The sequence below is a fragment of the Neisseria sicca genome (assembly GCF_014054945.1).
Taxonomy (GTDB): Bacteria; Pseudomonadota; Gammaproteobacteria; order Burkholderiales; family Neisseriaceae; genus Neisseria; species Neisseria sicca.
Map to the genome: position 1 here is coordinate 2292477 of NZ_CP059566.1, position 14587 is coordinate 2307063.

Genomic DNA, 14587 nt, shown 5'->3' on the forward strand with positions numbered 1-14587 from the left:
ATTACAAACCCTTCCGCATAATCCGCTGCCCCAGCCGTGCGGAGAGGCGGTTAATCCAATAGAGCCACTTCGTTTTGCCAATCATGCTTTCAAAGCGGTTGCGTTCAAAATCACGCCAAAATTCGTCTGCCAATTCGTCGGGCGAAATTTTCAGGTGCGCGTGCCCCTTGCCTTTGTACATGGGCGTGGCGACCATGGGCGGCAGGATTTCGAACACGCGGATACCGCTGTTTTCCAACTGCCAGCGCAACACTTGCGAAAAGCTGTGTAGCGCGGCTTTGGTGGCACAGTAAACGGCGCAGGTTTCCTTGGGCACTACCGCCAAGCCCGATGATACGTTGATAACGGCGGCCTGCGGCTTGCCCGCCAGCATGGGTAGGAAGGCGCGGGTGAGCTGCACGGGCGCGGTGAGATTGACGGCGATTTCCTGCACGATTTCGTCGTCCGTCTGCTCGTCCAACCGTTTGGTGAACTGGATGCCGGCGTTGTTGATGAGGATACTGGTTTCGGGAAACTGCGCCGCCAGCCGTGCGCGGTCTTCGGCTTGGGAAACGTCGGCGACGGCATGTCCGCAACGTGCGCCGTTATCGTGCAGGCTGCCTGAAAGTTGTTCTACGGCTTGGCGTAGCGCGTCTTCGCGCCGTCCGACCAAAATCACGTGGTTGCCCGCTGCATGGAACTTTTTTGCCAGCGCAAAGCCGATGCCGGTGGCGCCGCCGGTGATGAGTACGGTGTGTTGTGTGGGGATCATGGGGTTTCCTTGTTTTGGGGGTGCAGGCTGCTTTTTTCAGGCTGCCTATTCTTTCAAAAAGCCGTATTAGTACACCAGTGGTTCGAGTTTGGCAGCGAGGGCGGCGTAGGTGGTTTCGAAGGGGGCGAAGTCGGTTTGCGGAGCGGCCTTTTTCAGGGCGTTGCGGATTTTATACCAGCCTGCACCGCTTTTGTCGAGCAGGTATTCGTCGCGGATTTTGCGTTCGATGTCGGCCCGGTAGAAGGCCTGCCACAGTTTCAGGCCTTCATCATACACGGCTTGGGCTTCTTTGGAGAGCAAGCCGTAGCAACTGTATTTTTCACCCCGTCGGGCAAAAATACCAAAACTCAAATCAAGCCGTTCGGATACCATTTTCGGTGGTCGGATACTTGTATCCGACACAACCGTCCAAGATGTCGGATTCAAGAATCCGACCTACGACGCTGCGCGGGAATGATGGCATGGGTACGTCCTATTTTAATCTACATAAATATGTGTCGGTATTAAAAAAGGTCGTCTGAAACCTGATTTTCGGTTTCAGACGACCTTTTGTTTGCCATCACACTATCTCAACGTTCACAGGTGCTTTCATTACTGATGCGACTTTGGCAGTTTATTTGTCATTTCATTCTGTTGTCCCTGCGGCAATGCCAGCGGAACATTCAGGATGAACCGCACATGGTGTTGATATGGGGTAAACACGATGGCTTTCGCTTCGGGGTCGTAGTGCAGCTCGCGGGATGGGCTGCCGTACCGGGCAAGGACATTCGGCAGCTCGGTGGTACGTTGGTTTTCAGGCAGTCTGTATAAGGCGAGTGCGGCCTGAAAAGCACGCTGCTGTATTTGCGTGTCTTGCAAACGGCGGGCATAGGGATCGACGTCGCCGCCATAATCTCCGTTAATAAACCGGCAACCCAGCGCGTTACGCAGACAGGCAAGGCTGCCGTACTGCTGCCAGAAAGTTTGCGGCATTTGGGCATCCTGCGGCGCCCATACAGGCAGATCTTGCGCGAAGGCCTGCTTCGCCGGAGGCTCGCAGCCAAAAGCAAACTGTTTGCTGGCAAGTGTTCGCGAGTGCTCAGGCGAGAACAATACGGGCACGAGCCATGAAGGCATTTCTTGGCTCAGTTGGGTCGGAAGATTGGCGATGAGGGCATCCATATAGTGATACTCGAACTGCATGATATGGCAGTAGTTTTCCGCGTTGTCGGCAGTCGGTTCGAACGCGGCGGCACAGTTTTCAGGCAGCTTGCCTGCCCATTGCGGTTGTTCGGCAAGCATTGCGGCAGCGAGTCTTGTATTGTTCTGGATCATGGTGACGCCAATCATGGCAGGAATGAGTCCGCCACGCGATTGCTGTAAGGTTTTGCCTGTACGGATGTTGCGGCAGATTCGGGCAAATGCGGCTTCGGGTTTGCCGTCCAGCCAGTCCACGGCGGCAGGCGTCGTCTGGTAAACAAGATATTGGTATTTTGGAAGGATATCCAAAATATTTAGGATGCGCACATCCAAGTTGCTGTATTGCGACAAACGGTCGGCATTGTCAAAAAGTTTGGCATATTGCGCGACAACAGCACGATAGGCATCGGCGTGGGCGCGGACGTTTTGCAGACAGTCTGCAATGATAGCCCCATCATTGTTTCTAGATATACAGTCGAGCCTTTGCCCTTCTGCGGCATCGTCCGAAATCAGTTTGCGGTGGCGGAGGCTTTCAGGCAGCTTGTCGTCCTCCGGCACTTTATTGTCCAGCTTTGCCATGATTTGACGGCGTTCGGCGGCATCTGGAATATCGTAAGTCATCAACCACATCGCATCCGCTCCTTCGCTGTCGCCGCGAGGCACTTCACTCTGCAACAGACGCTTTGCCGGCTCGGCAGTGCGGTTGTCGTACCAGACGGACAGTTGGGACAAAATGCCTAAAATAAGCAGGGTTGCAACAAAGAAAGTCAGTAAGATTTTTATTTTTTTCATGGGTTGGAAAGTTTGGGTTGGGGGTATGGGCTAATTCGACTTACAGAATACTTTGAAAATCAGCCTGTGGGAATTTTTTTGTTTACCCGTTTATACCAAAAGATGCAGCACTTTGATGCTGAAAGTATCCCGCATCGTTAAGGCAGCGATATCATCTTCCCGAAAAGTGGTTTTCTCCCCTTCAAAGGCATAATGGTAAATTTTTCTGTTTAACGTATCAAAGAAATAACCGTAGAAACAGTCTTCTTGATTTTCATCTTCTACAAAGTCAGTAATATAGATATGTTTCTGATCTATACCTAAGTAATCTTTGATTTGCTGGAATAAGTGGGGAAATTCAAGTGGAAATGCCTGCGTGAGCTCTTGGATATCCTCCAAAAATACCTCGTTGGGGATACCTTGTAATTCTATGGATTCCATTTTTCTTTCCTCCTGTTTTGTATCGTTATTTTTCAAAAGAAACAAACAACCGAGGTAGATCGGACTCGAGATTTTGACCTACGGTTGCTGAAAAAATTGAAACTCTGCCTACCCTAAAGGTCTATTTCTTTCGATAAAATCAAACCACATATCGTCCTGTGCCGCATTCGTGAAAATATTTGAATAATTATCCCCAAAAATATAATCAGTGATGAATTGATCAAACGGGCATATTATTTCGACATCCAATTCAAAGCGAATTTGTTTTGAAATTCTATCAAGGAATACAGGTTCATAGAGGACTTGACCTATTTCATACGCCTTATCCTTGAAAATGCTTGGTACGCGAAATTGGTTGTCTAAAATTTCATCCGTACTCCAAAGGACAATATCTCCGAATGCCCCGCCATTGCATATCTTAAGAAAATCCTGATGTTCTAAAACTAAAAATTTCTTTAATTCATCAGGAATTTCATCAATTCCCTCCGGTATTTCCCCAATCAAAACCGCATCAGAAAGAATATCCAATCTAGCTCTGTAATGATTAACCAGCTCCGCTAATTTCATAATAATTCCTAAAACTTAATTTTGATCGCAAGCCGTAGTCGGATACTTGTATCCGACTATCGTCCAAGATGTCGGATTCAAGAATCCGACCTACAACACTTATCTATTTAAATTTTAATTTTTCCCAAACAGTAAACCCTCTATACCCTCCAGTAATTATTACTTTACTATCAAGGCAATAAAGCAAAATATCCTCATTATCCATGAAATATATTGCATCTAAAATTTCTTTTAAATTTTCTCTTGAAAAACAGAAACCTGTTTTTGAACTTTGGAAAAGTATAAAAATCTTATTTTCGCCAATCTCTGCATCAAGATCAGAATAAAACAGTTCTTCCTCTGATTCTGAGTAATCTGAATAGCAATATTTTATGGTTAAATCATGCTCAAAATATGCAACCCTATCTTCTGTTTTAGAAATATACGTTTCCCAAAATAGTTCAGTTGGATTTTCATCAAGAAACTGTATTTTTCCTAATGTTTCTTCGCTTACCCCAGATGCCTTAAGTTCTACATAGGGAGGATAAAGCGCTTCTCTTGATAATTTATACAATATACTTCTTTTCATTTACTTCGTCTTTTTATGGCGTGTTTTTAAGTACCTTGTGTCGTAGCAACTGTATTTTTGCCCGATGGGGTCAAAAATACAGCAAGCCGTAGTCGGATACTTGTATCCGACGCAACCGTCCAAAATGTCGGATTCAAGAATCCGACCTACGACGCTGCGCGGGAATGACGGCATGGGTGCGTTCTATTTTATAGTCAATTAAAATCAAAATAGGACAGTAACGCATCGTCAAATCGGGCGTAATCAGACAAAACGGTTCGCAGATACCGCTTAATATTCGCCCACACCTTCTCAATCGGGTTGAGCTCAGGTGAATAAGGTGCAAGAGGCAATACCTTATGTCCCCATTTTTCCGCCATTTCCCGTAAGACACCCATACGGTCAAATCGCGCATTATCTAAAATAATCACCGATTTTTGAGTCAATGCGGGCAGTAGGCATTGCTGAAACCACGCTTCAAAAAAAACTCCGGTCATCGTATCTTGATAAACCATCGGAGCAATCAGCCGGTTGCCGACTTGTGCGGACACCAGAGATAAGCGTCGGTATCTTTTTCCACTTATCTGCGCTTTCACTATTTGCCCTTTCGGGCTGCGGGCATAGGGACGGAACAGGTAGCGGTCAAATCCTGTTTCATCCAAATAAACGCGTTGGTAGTCGGAAAATTCGGCCAGCTGTGTCAAATAATGCGTTACTTTGGCCGGATCTTGTTCTTTGTAAGTGGTGGTCTTTTTTTGCGCGTCATCCCCATCTGTTTGAGTGCATAGCAAACGGCGGCTGGCGTACAATCAAAATGTTTGGCGATTTCATGCAGATAGGCATCCGGGTGTTGCCCAACATATTGAGCCAGTTTTTGCCTATCCAATTTGACGGCATTTAGACCGGTAACTTGATGTTTTAGGCTGCCTGTTTGCTTTTTAAGGCGAATCCACAGGTAAAGCGTGTTTCTTGACAAGTTAAACGTTACTGCGGTTTGGCTGATATTTTTGCATTGTTCGTAATAGTTTAAAGCTTTGTTTCTTAAGTCCGCAGAGTATGCCATGGTTAGACCTTCAAAGTTGAGTATTGTACTACTTTGTTTTTAATTGACTATAATCTACATAAATATGTGTCGGTATTAAAAAAGGTCGTCTGAAACCTGATTTTCGGTTTCAGACGACCTTTCCCTATTTGCGGGTGAGCCTACTTCGCCCCCTTAAACCCGCGTTTCAAATGCACCATCAGCAACGCTACCGCCGCGGGCGTGACGCCTGAAATGCGGCTTGCCTGTCCGACGGTTTCGGGTTTGTGCTGGTTGAGCAAGCCGTAGGTCGGATACTTGTATCCGACGCAACCATCCAAAATGTCGGATTCAAGAATCCGACCTACGACTACGACGCTGCGCGGGAATGACGGCGGGGGTGCTTTCTATTTTAATCTACATAAATATGTGTCGGTATTAAAAAAGGTCGTCTGAAACCTAATATTCGATTTCAGACGACCTTTTCTTATCTGCGTGCAAGCCTACTTCGCCCCCTTAAACCCGCGCTTCAAATGCACCATCAGCAATGCCACCGCCGCAGGCGTGACGCCGGAAATTCGGCTTGCCTGTCCGACGGTTTCGGGTTTGTGCTGGTTGAGTTTTTGCTGCACTTCGGCGGATAAGCCTTTGACTTTCGCGTAATCGATGTCGTCGGGCAGCTTTAAGGTTTCGATGTCGCGGCGGCTGTCGATTTCTTCGTTTTGGCGGTCGATATAGCCTTGGTATTTGACTTGGATTTCGACTTGTTCGATGACTTCGGCAGAGAGGTTTTCAGACGACCTTGCGCCTTCGAGCGTCATCAGTGCGGCGTAGTCGAGGTTCGGGCGTCGCAGGAGGTCGTGCAGGTTGGCTTCGCGGCTGAGTTTTTGCCCGAACACGCGGATTTGCTCGTCTTCGGCGAGTTTTTGCGGCGTGTACCACGTTGTTTTCAAGCGTTGGATTTCGCGCTCGATGGCTTCGCGTTTTTCGTTGAACATGCGCCATTGCTCTTCGGATACCAAGCCGATTTTGTGGCCGTCTTCGGTCAGGCGCATGTCGGCGTTGTCTTCGCGCAGTTGAAGGCGGTATTCGGCGCGGCTGGTGAACATGCGGTAGGGTTCGTTCACGCCTTTGGTAATGAGGTCGTCCACCAATACGCCGAGATAGGCTTGTTCGCGGCGCAGCAGGAGCGGGTCTTGTCCGCGAATGTATTGCAGGGCATTTGCGCCTGCGAGCAGGCCTTGTGCGGCGGCTTCTTCGTAGCCTGTCGTGCCGTTGATTTGTCCGGCGAAGAAGAGGCCTTGGATGGTTTTGGTTTCGAGGCTGGCTTTGAGGTTGCGCGGGTCGAAGTAGTCGTATTCGATGGCGTAGCCGGGGCGCAGGATATGGGCGTTTTCCAGGCCCTTCATGCTGCGCACGAGTTGAATTTGAATGTCGAACGGCAGGCTGGTGGAAATACCGTTGGGGTAGTATTCGTTGGTGGTCAGGCCTTCGGGTTCGAGGAAAATCTGGTGGCTGTCTTTGTCGGCAAAGCGGTTGATTTTGTCTTCGATAGACGGGCAGTAGCGCGGGCCGACGCCTTCGATTTTGCCGGTGAACATAGGGCTACGGTCGAAGCCTGAGCGGATAATTTCGTGTGTTTTCAAATTGGTATGCGTAATCCAGCAGGACACTTGGCGCGGGTGCATATCGGCGTTGCCGCGCACGGAAAAGACGGGTACGGGCGTGTCGCCGGGCTGTTCGGTGAGCCGGGAGAAATCAATCGTGCGCCCGTCGATACGCGGCGGCGTGCCGGTTTTCAGACGGCCTTGCGGCAGGTTCAACTCGCGCAAACGTCCGCCGAGCGATTTGGCGGCGGGGTCGCCCGCGCGGCCGCCTTCGTAGTTTTCCAAACCGATGTGGATTTTGCCGGACAAAAACGTGCCTGCGGTCAGCACGACGGCGCGGGCTTTGAATTCCACGCCCATCGCGGTGATTACGCCTGAAATGCGGTCGCCATCGAGCGTTACGTCGTCAACCGACTGCTGGAAAAGCTCTAGATTTTCTTGGTTTTCCAGCATTTCGCGGATGGCAGCTTTATACAAAATTCGGTCTGCCTGCGCGCGCGTGGCACGAACCGCCGCGCCTTTGCTGGCGTTCAGACGACGGAACTGGATGCCGGATTTGTCGGTGGCCAACGCCATCGCGCCGCCGAGCGCGTCGAGTTCGCGCACGAGATGGCCTTTGCCGATGCCGCCGATGGAGGGGTTGCACGACATTTGTCCGAGCGTTTCGATGTTGTGTGTGAGCAAAAGCGTCTGCGCGCCCATGCGTGCGGCGGCGAGCGCGGCTTCCGTGCCTGCGTGGCCGCCGCCGACGACGATAACGTCGTAGGTTTTGGGGTAAATCATGTGGGTCATGTGTTTCAACGGGCCTAATGGTTTCAGACGACCTCTTTTCTCTGACGGAGGTCGTCTGAAAATATAATGAATTCAAAAATAAACGTGGAATTGTACGCTTTTTCGGGGGGATTTGACAGGTGGAAAGGCGCTTGCGGGAACAGGGCAGGAAAAAGGTCGTCTGAAAACGGGTGTAGAACAGGTTTCTCTACAAACCCGAATCTCAAGGTTTTCAGACGACCTCGTTTTTATTCGCAACCTGCACCCTCTCCCGTCCGGCGGGAGAGGGTGGCTCTTAGGGCTGCACGAATTCGATTTGACCTAAACCCACAAAGCCCCCCCCCATCCTGGCCTTCCCCCACCAGACGGGGGAAGGGACAAGTTGCTGTTGCAGCCACCCGTAGCGTGGGCTTTGCCCACGAGATAAATAACGTACACGGTTTCCCGATTCAGGTTATCAGACTGTGGATTTCGTGGGCAAAGCCCACGCTACCTGAGTTATTCCAACCTCGTTTTGATTGAATAAATAAGGTCGCCTGAAAACGGGTGTAGAACGGGTTTCTCTAAAAAACCGAATCTCAAGGTTTTCAGACGACCTCGTTTCAACCTGTAACCTACCCCCTCTCCCGTCCGGCGGGAGAGGGCTGGGGGCGGCTCTTAGGGCTGCACGAATTTGCTTTTACCTTAAACCCACAAAACCACCCCCATCCTAACTTTCCCCAGACAGACGGGGGAAGGAACAGGTTGCTGTTGCCGCAACGAGTAGCGTGGGCTTTGCCCACGAGATAAATAACATACACGGTTTCCCGATTCAGGTTATCAGACTGTGGATTTCGTGGGCAAAGCCCACGCTACCTGAGTTATTTCAATCCCGTGTTGATTGAATAAATAAGGTCGCCTGAAAACGGGTGTAGAACGGGTTTCTCTAAAAAACCGAATCTCAAGGTTTTCAGACGACCTCGTTTCAACCTGTAACCTACCCCCTCTCCCGTCCGGCGGGAGAGGGCTGGGGGTGGCTCTATGGGCTGCACGAATTCGATTTGACCTAAATCCACAAAGCCACCCCATCCTAACTTTCCCCCGCCAGACGGGGGAAGGGACAAGTTGCTGTTGCAGCCACCCGTAGCGTGGGCTTTGCCCACGAAATGAAAGCAAATAAGATTATTGTCTGACATGGTTAGACAGCAGATTTCGTGGGCAAAGCCCACGCTACCTAAGTTGTCCCAACCCGCTTGGATTAAACAAAAAGGTCGTCTGAAAACCTCAACATTCGGTTTTCAGACGACCTTTTGCTCAGTTCAATGTAGAAAATTCATCCCAATGCCGTCAGGCATTATTCGTAAACTTTCAACAACTCCACTTCAAACACCAACGTCGCGTTTGGCGGAATCACGCCGCCTGCGCCGCGTGCGCCGTAGCCCATTTCGGCGGGGATAGTCAGCTTGCGTTTGCCGCCTTCCTTCATGCCGCCGAAACCTTCGTCCCAGCCTTGAATGACCTGACCCACGCCCAGCGTAATCGTCAGCGGCTGACGGCGGTCGAGGCTGGAGTCGAATTTGGTACCGTCTTCCAGCCAACCGGTGTAATGCACGGTAATTTCCTTGCCTTTCACGGCCTCTTTGCCGTGGCCTTCCTGCAAATCTTCAATAATCAAACCGCTCATGTTTTATCCTTTCATAGCGTTTTCAATCAGTTAACAATATCGACTCTTCGATATTCCGCGCTGAAGGGTATCATAGCTGCCGTTTCCGATAAAGCAAAAGGTCGTCTGAAAACGGATGGGTACGTTTTCAGACGACCTTTCAACTTCAACTGATGGGCAATCAATTTGAGCCGTTTTGCAACGAGCGGGCATAGGTGTCGTTGTAGCCGATGTCGGTAATTTCGCGCACGCCTGTGGCAGGTGCGGTGAATTTCACGCGGTCATCATCCTTACGCATATCGTGCGCATCGTGATATTCGACTTGGGTTAAGCCCGGAATGGGACCGGAGTCGTTGGCATGGTTCCATTCAGGAATGCGGCTGTCGGCGAAAGATGCGGCGGCGGCAACGGCGATGAGGGAGGCGAAGAGTGCTTTTTTCATGATACTTTCCTTATGATGTTGAATATAAAAGATGAACTGCGTAGGCGTTCAAGCGATGGAAAGCATTTTATTGATTTCTTTTTGATTGATAAATATCTATTTTGTTGAAAGAATATTTACCAATAAGAAACAATATGCCCTAGCCCGTTTTCAGACGACCTCCGGTCAAAACTTATCCACAATGGTGCAGCGGCGTAGCCCATTCTTGTTTCACGGTTTTATAGTGGATTAAATTTAAATCAGGACAAGGCGACGAAGCCGCAGACAGTACAGATAGTACGGCAAGGCGAGGCAACGCCGTACTGGTTTAAAGTTAATCCACTATATTTTTTTCGTAGCGTCGCCATGCCTGTTCGTGGAAATAGAAAACGACGGTGTTGGCAAGCGGCTCGACCAGCGCGACTGCGCTTGAGATGCCTATGCTGCCGGTCAAAATATAGGCAACGCTGAACGCGGTGGCGAAATGTAAAATGGCAAAGGTCATGGTTTTAATCATGATGGTTTCCTGATATGGTGATGTCTGTATGATTCGGATAATAACTATTCTCAAATACGCCGTATATTTTGAATATTTTATTCAAAATTAGTTTATTTAAATCATTATTTTATTTTTGATAGGTGAAATATGAATCCACTGTGCATTGCCGTTCTCGACCGCGACACGCTTGCCGACCGTCCGTTTGACTTTGATTTTCCGCATACTTTAAGCAGCTATGGTTCGACTGAGGCGCATCAGACCGCCGAGCGCATACAGGGCGCGGACATCATCATTACCAACAAAGTCGTGATTTCCGCCGAACACATCGCCGCCAACCCGCAGCTCAAACTGATTGCGCTAGCCGCGACGGGCGTCAACAATGTTGACCTTGCTGCCGCCAAGCAAGCGGGCGTGAGCGTGTGCAACATCCGCGCTTACGGCAATGAATCCGTGGCGGAACACGCGTTTATGATGATGATTACCCTGATGCGCAACCTGCCTGCCTATCAGCGAGACGTTGCAGCAGGCTTGTGGGAAAACTCGCCGTTTTTCTGCCACCTCGGCGCACCGATGCGCGATTTAAACGGTAAAACACTGGCGATTTTCGGTCGCGGCAACATCGGACAGACGCTGGCAACTTATGCACAGGCGTTCAAAATGAAGGTCGTGTTTGTCGAACACAAACACGCCGAAACCGTCCGCGACGGCTACGTTTCCTTTGACGAAGCCATCCGCTCCGCCGACGCGCTGTCGCTGCATTGCCCGCTCACGCCGGAAACGGCAAACATGATAGGCGAAGCCGAGTTGCAACAGATGAAGCCCGGCGCCATCCTCATCAACTGCGGGCGCGGCGGCTTGGTTGATGAAGCCGCTTTGGTTGCGGCGTTGAAATACGGCCAAATCGGCGGGGCAGGTTTTGACGTGTTAACACAAGAGCCGCCGCGCGACGGCAACCCTCTGCTGAAAGCTCGACTGCCCAACCTCATTGTCACGCCACACATTGCATGGGCAAGCCAAGAGGCCGCCAACCGTCTGTTTGACATCCTTGTGGACAATATCAACCGCTTCGTCGCGGGCAATCCGCAGAATCTGGTTTGATGCCGATAGCCCTTAGCCCTGTTGATAATTTTGTGAACAATTTAAAAGGTCGTCTGAAAATTCTCAGACGACCTTTTATATATTGATATTTTTCAATGAATTAAGTTTAATTTGATTGAATTGGGATGAAGTTCAAATTGTGGATAAGTTGTGAGCAATCCGTGGATTTCGTCAAAAACCGATGCTTTCAAACGGCAAAGGTCGTCTGAAACCTGAATCTTGGTTTTCAGACGACCTTTCGCGTATGGATAAGGTTTAATCTTATTTGCCGATGCAGAAACGCGAGAAAATCACGCCCAGCAAATCGTCGGCGGTAAATTCGCCGGTGATTTCGCTGCACGCGTTTTGGGCGAGGCGCAGGTGTTCGGCGAAAAGCTCGATTTGGTTGTTGTCGCAGAGGGCGGCGTTTTCCAGCTCGGTTTCGGCTTCGTGCAAGGCGTTGAGGTGGCGGCTGCGGGCGAGGAACAGGCTTTCGCTTTCGCCCTGCCAGCCGACTTCCTGCAACAGCGCGTGTTTGAGCAAGTCGAGACCCGCGCCGGTTTTGGCGGACAGGCTGATGACGGTTTCCGCGCCGGTTTGCGCGAGGCCGTCTGAACGGACGGCGACGGGTTCGCCGGTCAGGTCGGCTTTGTTGTGGATTTCGATTTTTTTCAAACCTTCGGGCAGGCTGTTCAAAATGGCTTGGGTTTTGGCGTTCACGCCTTCGCGCGGGTCAATCAGAATCAGGGCGACATCGGCTTCGGAGACGGCTTTGCGGCTGCGCTCGATGCCGATTTGTTCGACCACGTCGTCGGTTTCGCGCAGGCCGGCGGTGTCGATGATGTGGACGGGCACGCCGTCGAGGGTGATTTGTTCGCGCACGGTGTCGCGGGTGGTGCCGGCGATGTCGGTTACGATGGCGATGTCGTCGCCCGCCAAGGCGTTGAGCAGGCTGGATTTGCCGACGTTGGGCGCGCCGACGAGAACGACGTTCATGCCTTCGCGCAAAATCGCGCCTTGTTCCGCGCTGGCGAGCACGGTTTTCAGACGGCCTTGCAGGGCTTGGAGCTTGCCGCGCGCGTCGGCGGCTTCGAGAAAGTCGATGTCTTCTTCGGGGAAGTCCAGCGTGGCTTCGACCAGCATCCGCAAAGTAATAAGGTCGTCCACCAGCTCGTGTATGTGTTGGGAAAACGCGCCTTTGAGCGAACGCAATGCCATGCGTGCGGCGGACTTGCTGGAGGCGTCGATGAGGTCGGCGACGCTTTCGGCTTGGGCAAGGTCGAGTTTGTTGTTGAGGAAGGCACGTTTGGTAAATTCGCCCGGTTCCGCCATGCGCGCACCCAGTTCGAGGCAGCGAGAGAGCAGCATATCCATCACCACAGGGCTGCCGTGTCCCTGCAATTCAATCACGTCTTCGCCGGTAAAGCTGGCGGGGGCGGCGAAGTAGAGCAGGATGCCGTTGTCTATCGGCTGCCCGTCGCCGCCGAGAAAGTCGGTGTAAAGCGCGGTGCGCGGTTTGGGCGTTTTGCCGCCGCTGAGGGTTTGCGCCAAAGGCAGCAGGTTTTTGCCGGAAAGACGGATAACGCCGACGCCGCCGCGTCCGGGGGCGGTGGCGATGGCGGCGATGGTGGGTTGGGATGCGGACATGGCTGGCTCGTATCGGGAATTTGATGGACGGTATTATATAGTGATTTCACAATGATAAAGGTCGTCTGAAAACCTTGCTGTCGGTTTTCAGACGACCTTTCTATTTTTTCTTCGATGAGCTGGAAGGATTAACGTTTTTTCTTGGCGTTTTTCTTTTCGGCGGCGGCAAGGCGCATGGCGACGAACTCGACCATCAGTTCTTTTTTCGTCCAGAAGAAGTTTTTCATTTTTTCCAGAGAATAGATTTTGCGTACCATCATGGGCAGGCCGGCATGAATGATGGCGGCGACTTCGCCGTTGCGGGTTTCGTCCGCCATGGCGGTTTTGAGGTCGGTCTGGTTGGCGGCGAGGTAGTCGCCGAGTTGTTTTTGAACGCTGGTGCTGATTTCAAATTGCTTAATCATGTTTTCTTTCCGTTTTGTGTTTGTTCCGCGAGGTAGGGCGGCTATTGGTTTTAATTACATGTGCATTTTAACAAATTTTAATTTTATTGCATATCAACTGTGCGAAATTATGACGTGATTTACAATTTTTCGGGCGTAAAACAGACAGTCGTTGACATAAAGAAAACAGCCGCTGCGGTTTGGCGGGTAAAATACGCGTTTTCGAGCGTGAGGTCGTCTGAAAATGTATTTGTGGTTTAAGCTCTTGCATGTGTTTTTTGTGATTTCGTGGTTCGCCGGGCTGTTTTACCTGCCGCGGATTTTTGTGAATCTGGCGCAGGTCGAAGCGGCGGAGCAGCCGGTGGAATATGAGCGGCTCTCGGCAATGGCGCGGCGGCTGTATAAGTTTATGTCGCCGTTGGGGTTCGGGACGCTGGTGTGCGGCATGGTGATTCCGTTTGTGACGGGCTGGTGGGGGCAGGGCTGGCTGCATGTGAAGCTGTTGATGGGCCTGCTGCTTTTGGCTTATCAATTTTATTGCGGCGCGCTGCTTCGGGGCTTTGAGGAAAAACGCAATAAGCATTCGCACAAGTGGTACAGGGTGTTTAACGAAGTGCCTGTGTTGATGATGGTCGTCGCTTTGTATATGGTGGTGTTCAAGCCGTTTTAAGGTGTGTGCGAAACTGCAAAACCTGTTTTCAGACGACCTTCTTTTATATTGGAATCAAACAGATGACTATTGAAATCGAACGCCGCTTCCTGTTGAAAAACGATGACTGGAAGCGCGAAGCATCCGCGCCGCAGGTGTTGCGGCAGGGCTATTTGAGCGTGGAAAAAGAGCGCACCATCCGCGTACGCATTATTGATGACAAGGCTTGGCTGACTTTGAAAGGCTATATTTCGGATGTCAGCCGCAGTGAGTTTGAATATGAAATTCCTTTGGCACACGCGCAGCAGATGATGGAGACGATGTGTCCGTTTAAGATGGAAAAACACCGCTATCGGGTTGAATTTAAAGGTTTTGTGTTTGAAATCGACGAGTATTTCGGCGACAACGCGCCTTTGGTGGTGGCGGAGGTCGAGCTGCCTGCGGAAGATGCGCCGTTTGAAAAACCGGACTGGTTGGGCGCGGAGATTACGTCGGAAGGAAAATTTACCAATGCGTATTTGAGCAAGCATCCTTATTCGACTTGGTAGGCGGGTTGGGGAATAACGGCGCCGCCGATACTGGATGCGGATTGTAGGATTGTAGCGTGAGCTTTG

The 14587-nt window shown here is 50.7% G+C and carries 17 protein-coding genes and 2 pseudogenes; 5 read left to right on the plus strand and 14 right to left on the minus strand.

What is annotated here, in order from left to right:
• Position 1: 1 nt before the first annotated feature.
• From H3L95_RS10960 to mnmG, 9 genes and pseudogenes are all read right to left on the minus strand, one after another.
• On the minus strand, positions 2–751 hold the full coding sequence (locus H3L95_RS10960; RefSeq protein ID WP_003755938.1) for an SDR family oxidoreductase: 750 nt from the start codon (positions 749–751) through the stop codon (positions 2–4).
• Between the two features lie 66 nt (positions 752–817).
• Positions 818–1177, minus strand: a complete 360-nt coding sequence (locus tag H3L95_RS10965; protein WP_164907876.1) for a hypothetical protein — start codon at positions 1175–1177, stop codon at positions 818–820.
• A 165-nt stretch (positions 1178–1342) separates the two neighbouring features.
• A complete protein-coding gene (locus H3L95_RS10970) occupies positions 1343–2722 on the minus strand; it encodes a hypothetical protein (RefSeq protein WP_003755944.1) in 1380 nt (459 codons plus the stop codon).
• Positions 2723–2812: 90 nt separating this feature from the next.
• The gene (locus H3L95_RS10975; RefSeq protein WP_040667937.1) at positions 2813–3142 is read right to left on the minus strand and encodes a hypothetical protein; all 330 of its coding nucleotides are present in this window, start codon (positions 3140–3142) and stop codon (positions 2813–2815) included.
• 108 nt (positions 3143–3250) lie between these two features.
• The gene (locus H3L95_RS10980) at positions 3251–3709 is read right to left on the minus strand and encodes a hypothetical protein (protein ID WP_003755947.1); all 459 of its coding nucleotides are present in this window, start codon (positions 3707–3709) and stop codon (positions 3251–3253) included.
• Between the two features lie 103 nt (positions 3710–3812).
• A complete protein-coding gene (locus H3L95_RS10985) occupies positions 3813–4277 on the minus strand; it encodes a hypothetical protein (protein ID WP_003755949.1) in 465 nt (154 codons plus the stop codon).
• Between the two features lie 194 nt (positions 4278–4471).
• Positions 4472–5319 (minus strand): IS630 family transposase gene (locus tag H3L95_RS10990; RefSeq protein WP_182096153.1). Its coding sequence is split into 2 segments (ribosomal slippage): positions 4472–5004 and positions 5004–5319, totalling 849 coding nucleotides; the frame shifts between segments, so codons are not numbered across the junction.
• Positions 5320–5459: 140 nt separating this feature from the next.
• Positions 5460–5576 (minus strand): annotated as a pseudogene (locus H3L95_RS10995) (tRNA modifying enzyme MnmG family protein); the annotation flags it as partial.
• Positions 5577–5780: 204 nt separating this feature from the next.
• Positions 5781–7676: a tRNA uridine-5-carboxymethylaminomethyl(34) synthesis enzyme MnmG gene (gene mnmG / locus H3L95_RS11000; protein WP_182096154.1), complete on the minus strand. Its 1896-nt coding sequence runs from the start codon at positions 7674–7676 to the stop codon at positions 5781–5783.
• 112 nt (positions 7677–7788) lie between these two features.
• On the opposite strand from mnmG, the gene H3L95_RS11005 reads away from it, so the two are divergent.
• Entirely contained in the window at positions 7789–7980 is a 192-nt protein-coding gene (locus H3L95_RS11005) for a hypothetical protein (RefSeq protein WP_003762343.1), read from the plus strand.
• A 1008-nt stretch (positions 7981–8988) separates the two neighbouring features.
• Here the strand turns inward: H3L95_RS11005 and H3L95_RS11010 are convergent.
• Both H3L95_RS11010 and H3L95_RS11015 read right to left on the minus strand, forming a co-directional pair.
• Complete coding sequence (locus H3L95_RS11010; protein WP_003743612.1) at positions 8989–9318, minus strand: FKBP-type peptidyl-prolyl cis-trans isomerase; 330 nt, start codon at positions 9316–9318, stop codon at positions 8989–8991.
• A 160-nt stretch (positions 9319–9478) separates the two neighbouring features.
• Positions 9479–9739, minus strand: a complete 261-nt coding sequence (locus tag H3L95_RS11015) for a hypothetical protein (RefSeq protein WP_003762337.1) — start codon at positions 9737–9739, stop codon at positions 9479–9481.
• 219 nt (positions 9740–9958) lie between these two features.
• Here H3L95_RS11015 and H3L95_RS14105 point away from each other — a divergent pair.
• Positions 9959–10066 (plus strand): annotated as a pseudogene (locus H3L95_RS14105) (IS5/IS1182 family transposase); the annotation flags it as partial.
• On the opposite strand, the gene H3L95_RS11020 reads toward H3L95_RS14105, so the two are convergent.
• Positions 10053–10235: a DUF2061 domain-containing protein gene (locus tag H3L95_RS11020; protein WP_003762334.1), complete on the minus strand. Its 183-nt coding sequence runs from the start codon at positions 10233–10235 to the stop codon at positions 10053–10055. The pseudogene H3L95_RS14105 and the gene H3L95_RS11020 sit on opposite strands and share 14 nt — an antisense overlap.
• Before the next feature lie 129 nt (positions 10236–10364).
• On the opposite strand from H3L95_RS11020, the gene H3L95_RS11025 reads away from it, so the two are divergent.
• Positions 10365–11315 carry a D-2-hydroxyacid dehydrogenase gene (locus H3L95_RS11025; RefSeq protein ID WP_003762332.1) on the plus strand — a complete coding sequence of 317 codons (951 nt, stop codon included), beginning with the start codon at positions 10365–10367 and terminating at the stop codon, positions 11313–11315.
• Between the two features lie 261 nt (positions 11316–11576).
• Here the strand turns inward: H3L95_RS11025 and mnmE are convergent, their stop codons facing one another.
• The gene (gene mnmE, locus H3L95_RS11030) at positions 11577–12941 is read right to left on the minus strand and encodes a tRNA uridine-5-carboxymethylaminomethyl(34) synthesis GTPase MnmE (protein ID WP_003762331.1); all 1365 of its coding nucleotides are present in this window, start codon (positions 12939–12941) and stop codon (positions 11577–11579) included.
• A gap of 128 nt (positions 12942–13069) precedes the next feature.
• Entirely contained in the window at positions 13070–13345 is a 276-nt protein-coding gene (locus H3L95_RS11035) for a hypothetical protein (protein WP_003762327.1), read from the minus strand.
• A 223-nt stretch (positions 13346–13568) separates the two neighbouring features.
• Between H3L95_RS11035 and H3L95_RS11040 the strand changes: the two genes are divergently transcribed.
• Both H3L95_RS11040 and H3L95_RS11045 read left to right on the plus strand, forming a co-directional pair.
• Complete coding sequence (locus H3L95_RS11040; protein ID WP_003762323.1) at positions 13569–13994, plus strand: CopD family protein; 426 nt, start codon at positions 13569–13571, stop codon at positions 13992–13994.
• Positions 13995–14056: 62 nt separating this feature from the next.
• The gene (locus H3L95_RS11045) at positions 14057–14521 is read left to right on the plus strand and encodes a CYTH domain-containing protein (RefSeq protein ID WP_003762321.1); all 465 of its coding nucleotides are present in this window, start codon (positions 14057–14059) and stop codon (positions 14519–14521) included.
• The last annotated feature ends 66 nt before the right edge of the window (positions 14522–14587 follow it).

What these genes read in the sequence shown, in the direction of transcription:
- H3L95_RS11020 (WP_003762334.1), bottom strand. Translation starts at nt 10,235, where the DNA reads ATGATTAAAACCATGACCTTTGCCATTTTACATTTCGCCACCGCGTTC.
- H3L95_RS11035 (WP_003762327.1), bottom strand. Translation starts at nt 13,345, where the DNA reads ATGATTAAGCAATTTGAAATCAGCACCAGCGTTCAAAAACAACTCGGC.
- H3L95_RS10980 (WP_003755947.1), bottom strand. Translation starts at nt 3,709, where the DNA reads ATGAAATTAGCGGAGCTGGTTAATCATTACAGAGCTAGATTGGATATT.
- mnmG (WP_182096154.1), bottom strand. Translation starts at nt 7,676, where the DNA reads ATGACCCACATGATTTACCCCAAAACCTACGACGTTATCGTCGTCGGC.
- H3L95_RS11045 (WP_003762321.1), top strand. Translation starts at nt 14,057, where the DNA reads ATGACTATTGAAATCGAACGCCGCTTCCTGTTGAAAAACGATGACTGG.
- H3L95_RS10985 (WP_003755949.1), bottom strand. Translation starts at nt 4,277, where the DNA reads ATGAAAAGAAGTATATTGTATAAATTATCAAGAGAAGCGCTTTATCCT.
- H3L95_RS10960 (WP_003755938.1), bottom strand. Translation starts at nt 751, where the DNA reads ATGATCCCCACACAACACACCGTACTCATCACCGGCGGCGCCACCGGC.
- mnmE (WP_003762331.1), bottom strand. Translation starts at nt 12,941, where the DNA reads ATGTCCGCATCCCAACCCACCATCGCCGCCATCGCCACCGCCCCCGGA.
- H3L95_RS11010 (WP_003743612.1), bottom strand. Translation starts at nt 9,318, where the DNA reads ATGAGCGGTTTGATTATTGAAGATTTGCAGGAAGGCCACGGCAAAGAG.
- H3L95_RS11015 (WP_003762337.1), bottom strand. Translation starts at nt 9,739, where the DNA reads ATGAAAAAAGCACTCTTCGCCTCCCTCATCGCCGTTGCCGCCGCCGCA.
- H3L95_RS10970 (WP_003755944.1), bottom strand. Translation starts at nt 2,722, where the DNA reads ATGAAAAAAATAAAAATCTTACTGACTTTCTTTGTTGCAACCCTGCTT.
- H3L95_RS11025 (WP_003762332.1), top strand. Translation starts at nt 10,365, where the DNA reads ATGAATCCACTGTGCATTGCCGTTCTCGACCGCGACACGCTTGCCGAC.
- H3L95_RS10975 (WP_040667937.1), bottom strand. Translation starts at nt 3,142, where the DNA reads ATGGAATCCATAGAATTACAAGGTATCCCCAACGAGGTATTTTTGGAG.
- H3L95_RS11040 (WP_003762323.1), top strand. Translation starts at nt 13,569, where the DNA reads ATGTATTTGTGGTTTAAGCTCTTGCATGTGTTTTTTGTGATTTCGTGG.